The sequence below is a fragment of the Actinoplanes sp. NPDC051633 genome, from assembly GCF_040681735.1.
Lineage (GTDB): Bacteria > Actinomycetota > Actinomycetes > Mycobacteriales > Micromonosporaceae > Actinoplanes.
Window position 1 is genome coordinate 1 of the sequence record NZ_JBFAZH010000499.1, and the last position, 5,479, is coordinate 5,479.

Here is a 5,479-nt window from a genome sequence, read left to right on the forward strand (position 1 = left end):
CCGACGTCGGCGCCGCCCGGGTCGTTCACGCCGGCCAGGTCGAAGGCACCCCCACGGGTGACGATCTCGAGGCGTTCGTTGCGCAGCGGCCGCACGCCCAGCCGCGCGACCTCTTCGACCCACTCCTGGTAGCCCGAGTAGTACTCGTGATTGCCGGTGACGAAGTAGGCGCCGTGCCGCGAGCGGATGTCCCGCAGGGCGACGGCATGGCGGCCCAGCTCGGCGACCGACCCGTCCACCATGTCGCCGACGATGCACACCACGTCGGCGTCCGCGGAGTTGATCATCTCGACGATGCGGCTGAGGTGGCGGGGGCCGGTGAGCGGGCCGAGGTGGATATCGGAGACGACGGCGAGGCGGGTGCCGTCCATGGCGTGAGGCAGCTTGGCGATCGGAATCTGCGCCCGGTCGAGGTGAGGTCCACCGAGGGCGGTCCTGACCCCGTATCCGGTGACGGACGCGGCGGTGAGCCCGGCGAAGATCGCCGCGCCGCGCGCGAGCAACAGCCGCCGCTCAACCCCCCGGCGCTCGGTCTCGTCGCTGTTCAGGGCCCGGCTGTCGTCCGGCTCCGCCTCGACATCGGTGCCGCTGGCCGGGCCGTCAGCCAGGCCGCTGGTCGCTCCGGCCGGCGTGGTCGCTGCGACGGGCTGCGGGGTCTTCTCCCGGGCGGCGTTGCGGTTGCGCGCGCGCCAGATCAGCGACACCACCAGGCGCGGGATCTCGAGGACCACCAGCCCCACCAGCAGGTAGAACATCAGCGCGATCCAGAGGTAGCCCGGCCAGGCCAGCCCTTGCCAGCCGGCGGCCCGGCTCAGGATCAGGTTCGCGGGCAGCAGGATCGCGAGCGCCAGGATGACGAAGCCGCCGGCCTTGCGAGCGCGGCCGGGGCGCATCGGGTCACGCACGAGGCGTTTCCAGAGGTAGAGATGGATGCCGACGACAACCACCAGAACGAACCCGAAGAAACCGATCACCCTCAACTCCCACCCGAGGCAGTCGTTCCATCCTGCCAGCCGAAGCGCCCGAACAACGCGGGACCTCAGCATCTTCACAGCTCAGGTGCGCTCAACCGACTCAGGCGACGGGCGGCAGCATCGCGCGGTTGGCCGGGTGTGCTCTCGTCGTGGCGGGCTTTGGCGTGGTGGTTGGCCGTGCTCGTCGTACCGGCGTCGAAGGCCGATCTCCCCGCAGCTCCAGCCAACAGCGCCCCGCGCCGGCGGGTTACCGGCCGGGCTGGGTCTGCCGTGCTCGTAGCCGGGGGTCGGCATGGCGTCGGGTGAGCGCGGTCGCGGTCGCGTCGGCGTGGTGAGGCGTGCTCGGCCCGGCTGTGTCGGCGTGGTGGTCTGCCGGGCTCGGTGCGGGGCCGGGGGTGGTGGTGGTCAGCCGCCGGCGAAGGGTGGCAGGACGTCGACCGTTGCGTCGGGTGGCAGGGCCGACTCCGGGTTGTGGCAGGTCAAGCCGTCGACGAGGAAGCTCGCCGCCTTCAGGACCACCGCCAGGCGCTCGCCGTGGCGGTCCGTCAGGCTCGCGACCAGTTCGGTCAGGGTTTCCGCCGGGATCTGCTCGCTCCGGATGCCGCCGGCCGCGGCGCGTGCGCCGGCGAAGTACCGCACGGTCGGCATCGCGTCAGCCGCCGATCGCGGACATCGGACGGTCCGGCTGCAGGAAGGACGGATCGTCGATGCCGTGGCCGGCCCGCTTGCCGAGGGTGGCGGTCTGCCACGCGGCCGCGATCGTCTCGTCGGAGGCGGCGGAGCGGAGCAGGCCACGCAGGTCGGATTCTTCGGTGGCGAAGAGGCAGTTGCGGATCTGACCGTCCGCGGTCAGCCGGGTGCGATCGCAGTCGCCGCAGAACGGCCTGGTCACGCTGCCGATGACGCCCACCCGGGCCGGACCGCCGTCGAGGGCCGTGTAGCCCGGGACCACCCAGGTCTCGGCGGGCGCCGTTCCACGTGAAACCGCATCGGGCTCCAGGTGGAAGCCGGCCAGCGAGGCCAGGATGTCGTCGGCGGTGACCATGGTGTGGCGGTCCCACCGGTGCTGGGCGTCGAGGGGCATCTGCTCGATGAACCTCAGCTCGTACCCGTGATCCAAGGCGAAGCGAAGCAAGCTCGCGGCCTCGTCGTCGTTCACGCCCTGCATGAGCACCGCGTTGATCTTCACGGGCGTCAGCCCGGCCGCGGCCGCGGCGCGCAGGCCGGCCAGCACGTCCGCGTGCCGATCGCGTCGCGTCAGCTCGTGGAACCGCTGCGGGTCGAGGGTGTCCATCGAGACGTTCACGCGGTCGAGGCCCGCATCGCGCAGCGGGACGGCCAGCCGCTGCAGCCCGATGCCGTTGGTCGTCACCGACAGGCGCGGCCTGGGCCGCAGGGCGGCGCACGCCTGGATGATCCCGACCAGGCCGCGCCTGATCAACGGCTCGCCGCCGGTGAACCGCACCTCGCTCACGCCGAGCAACTCCACCGCGATCCGGACCAGGCGGACCACTTCGTCGTCGGTGAGCTGCTGCTCGTTCGGCAGCCAGGCCAGCCCTTCCTCGGGCATGCAGTAGGTGCAGCGCAGATTGCACCGGTCGGTGAGTGAGACGCGCAGGTCGGTGGCCACCCGGCCGAAGCGGTCGACCAGGCCGGACAGCCGATTGAAGGCGTTCGGAGGGGGCGCCATCACAGACGTGGAGGCGCCGCTGGGAACAGGCGCGATGGTGACCGGCACGACCGTGCCGGACGGACCGCCTCGCCCGCGACCTTCGCTCACTGGTCGAATCTAGCCCGTTCCACAACCCATCGCCGAAGCGTGATCCCTGCCTGTGGACAACTCCGCACAACCGGACTCCACAGCCGGCCGGCAAAAGTGTCACACCAGGCCGCTACTTTCCGGCCCACCCAGTGCACGGGGTGGGGGAGGCGGCGGGACGCGCGCGGGCGAGACGGCAGCAAGCACGCGGGTGGCGAGGCGGCGGGTCGCGCCGGGTGAGCGAGGCGGCGGGACGCGTGCGGGTGGGCGAGGCCGCGGGACGCGCGCGGGTGGGCGAGGCCGCGGGTAGGGAGGCGGTGGGACGCGAGGGGGTCGGCGTCGGGGCAGCGGGCTGCGGTCGTGGAGCGATGGTCCGTTGGGGCAGAGCGGCGGCGGGCTACAGGCGGGCGGCTGCTTCTGCGGCTGAGCGGACCGCCGAGCGGTAGGACTCGCCGAAGGCTGCCGTGTGGACCAACAGCAGGTGGAGCTGGTGCAGGGGAGTCCGTTGCTGCCAGCCGTCCGCCAGCGGAAACGCCTCGTTGTAGGCGCCCACGATCGCGTCCAGGTGAGGTGCGCCGCCGAAAAGGGCCAGCGTCGCCAGGTCGGTCTCGCGGTGGCCGCCCTGCGCGGCCGGGTCGATCAGCCACGCCCTGCCGTCGTGTGCCCACAGGATGTTGCCCGGCCACAGGTCGCCGTGGATCCGGGCGGGCGGCTCGCTCTGCGCGTACCCCTCGATGGTCTTGATCACCTGCTCGACCAGCGCCGCGTCGGCGGCGGACAACGCGCCCCGATCGACCGACAAGCGCAGAAACGGCCGCAGCCGCCGCTCGCCGAACCAAGCCCCCCATGGCCCCGCCGAAACCGTGTTGTCCAGCGGCAACGGGCCGATGAAGCCCGGCCACGACGCTCCGAAGCCGGGCGCGCCGAACCGGTGCAGCTCGGCCAGCGACCGCCCGAAGGCGGAGGCCGCCGCCCGCGTCGCCGGCCCGGGCTCGACCCACTCCATGGCGATCATCGACGGCAGCGCGGCGAACACCTCGGGGATCGGCACCGCATCGGTGGCCCCCAGCCAGGCCAGGCCGGCCGCCTCGGCCTCGAAATAGCCCGGCGGCGGCGTGCCCGGCTCCCACGTCTTCGTGAACAGCGACGCGCCGTCGTCCAAGGTCAGGCGTGATGCGCGGGCCACCGAACCGCCCGACACGGGTGTCTCACGGATGCGCTGATGGGTGAGAAATGTCGGGAGGTGCTGCGGGTGCGCGCGGAGGTACGCCAGATCCACCGCCCTATCTTCCACTTCGGGTTACCTACGTCACGAATCAGAGTCAAAATGTCGGCATGAGCCCTGTCACGGTGCGTTCGTACCGGCCGAGCGACCACAGCTCCGGCCGGCATCTCTGGTCGGAGCTGACCAACCAGCACAACCTGATGTACGGCGACCAGGCGAACGACGCCGGCGCGGGGTTCGAGGAGTATCTGACCCGTCTCGACCTGGGCGGACTCTGGGTCGCCGACCACGCCGACGACGGGGTGATCGGAATGGTCGGTCTGGTCATGCGCGGCCGCGGCGGCGAGGTGGAGCCGGTCGTCGTGACCGCGTCACACCGGCACAAGGGCGTCGGCCGCAAGCTCCTGCGGCACGTGGCCGCCGAGGCGAAGAAGCGCAACATGACCTCGCTGACCATCTCCCCGGCGTCGCGCAACATCGACGCCATCCGCTCGCTGCACGCCGCCGGCTACGACGTGGTGTCGTCGATCGAGCTCACGATGGACCTGGACCGGCATACGCACGAGTGGCAGACCGAGGGCCTGGAGCTTCACGAGCTGCAGTTCCGCTCCTGACAACCCCTGTGGACAACGACTTGTCCACAGGTCCGCCCGCGCCGCCCGCGGATTCTCGCCAGGGTCGTCGGCGTGACTCCGCCTCGCCTGAAGATCAGACGCACCCCCGACCTCCTGGCCGCCGTTCCGTATCTGCTGGGCTTCCATCCGGCCGATTCCGTCGTCGTGGTCGCGCTGCGCCTGCGTAGCCTGCAGTTCGCGCTGCGCTTCGACCTGGACGGCGCCGACCCGGCCGCGGTCGCCCAGCTCATCGCCCAGCACGCCCCGGAGCGGGTGCTGATCATCGGCTACGGCACCGCGCCACGGGTCACGGCCGTGCTGCCCGCCCTGGCCGCCGCGTTGCGCCTGGCCGGCGTCACGGTGCTCGACGAGGTACGCGTCACCGACGGCAGATACTGGTCACTCAGTGGCGCCGACGCCGAGCCCTGCCACCTCGATTCGAGCGTCGTCGCGGCCGCCGCCACCTTCCAGGGCCTTCCCGCGCTGCCCGATCGTGCGGCGCTGGTGGCGCAGCTCGCCCCGGTCACCGGCGAGGAGCGTGCCGCGGTAACCGCGGCGACGGCCGAGGTCGAGGAACGGCTCGCGCGATGGACGCCGGAGGAGACCGTGGTCCGGGCGGGCCTGGCGGTGGTACGCGCGGCGCGGTCCGGCGTCCCGCTCGCCGCCGCGGACGTCGCCCTGCTGGGTGTGCTGCTCCAGCTCGAACCGTTCTGCGACTTCGTCTGGGACTTCACCGAGGCGACGGTCGCCGACCAGACGCTGTGGATGGACGTGGTGCGCCGTGTCGAGCCGTCGTTCGTGCCCGCGCCCGCCGCCCTGCTGGCCTTCGTCGCGTGGCGGATGGGCCTCGGCCCGCTGGCCGGCATCGCGGTGGAACGGGCGCTGGCCGTCGAACCGGACTACGGAC

Annotated in this window: 6 protein-coding genes; 2 read left to right on the top strand and 4 right to left on the bottom strand. The window is 72.0% G+C overall.

Annotated elements, in window-relative coordinates; all coding sequences use genetic code 11:
* The 4 genes from AB0M20_RS24930 to AB0M20_RS24945 form a co-directional block, all read right to left on the bottom strand.
* A partial coding sequence (locus AB0M20_RS24930) for a metallophosphoesterase (RefSeq protein WP_364302028.1) occupies nucleotides 1-974 on the bottom strand: 974 nt, incomplete at its 3' end.
* A gap of 405 nt (nucleotides 975-1,379) precedes the next feature.
* Entirely contained in the window at nucleotides 1,380-1,622 is a 243-nt protein-coding gene (locus AB0M20_RS24935) for a MoaD/ThiS family protein (RefSeq protein ID WP_364302030.1), read from the bottom strand.
* Between the two features lie 4 nt (nucleotides 1,623-1,626).
* On the bottom strand, nucleotides 1,627-2,664 hold the full coding sequence (moaA, locus tag AB0M20_RS24940) for a GTP 3',8-cyclase MoaA (RefSeq protein ID WP_364302038.1): 1,038 nt from the start codon (nucleotides 2,662-2,664) through the stop codon (nucleotides 1,627-1,629).
* Nucleotides 2,665-3,130: 466 nt separating this feature from the next.
* A complete protein-coding gene (locus AB0M20_RS24945; RefSeq protein WP_364302032.1) occupies nucleotides 3,131-4,012 on the bottom strand; it encodes a fructosamine kinase family protein in 882 nt (293 codons plus the stop codon).
* A 56-nt stretch (nucleotides 4,013-4,068) separates the two neighbouring features.
* Between AB0M20_RS24945 and AB0M20_RS24950 the strand changes: the two genes are divergently transcribed.
* Nucleotides 4,069-4,572 (top strand): GNAT family N-acetyltransferase, encoded by a 504-nt coding sequence (locus AB0M20_RS24950; protein WP_364302034.1) that lies wholly within the window; start codon nucleotides 4,069-4,071, stop codon nucleotides 4,570-4,572.
* 72 nt (nucleotides 4,573-4,644) lie between these two features.
* Nucleotides 4,645-5,479: DUF4192 domain-containing protein (locus AB0M20_RS24955; protein WP_364302036.1), on the top strand; the 835-nt coding region annotated here is incomplete at its 3' end.

Coding starts and splice junctions, on each gene's coding strand:
- moaA (WP_364302038.1), bottom strand. CDS start 2,664: ATGGCGCCCCCTCCGAACGCCTTCAATCGGCTGTCCGGCCTGGTCGAC.
- AB0M20_RS24935 (WP_364302030.1), bottom strand. CDS start 1,622: ATGCCGACCGTGCGGTACTTCGCCGGCGCACGCGCCGCGGCCGGCGGC.
- AB0M20_RS24950 (WP_364302034.1), top strand. CDS start 4,069: ATGAGCCCTGTCACGGTGCGTTCGTACCGGCCGAGCGACCACAGCTCC.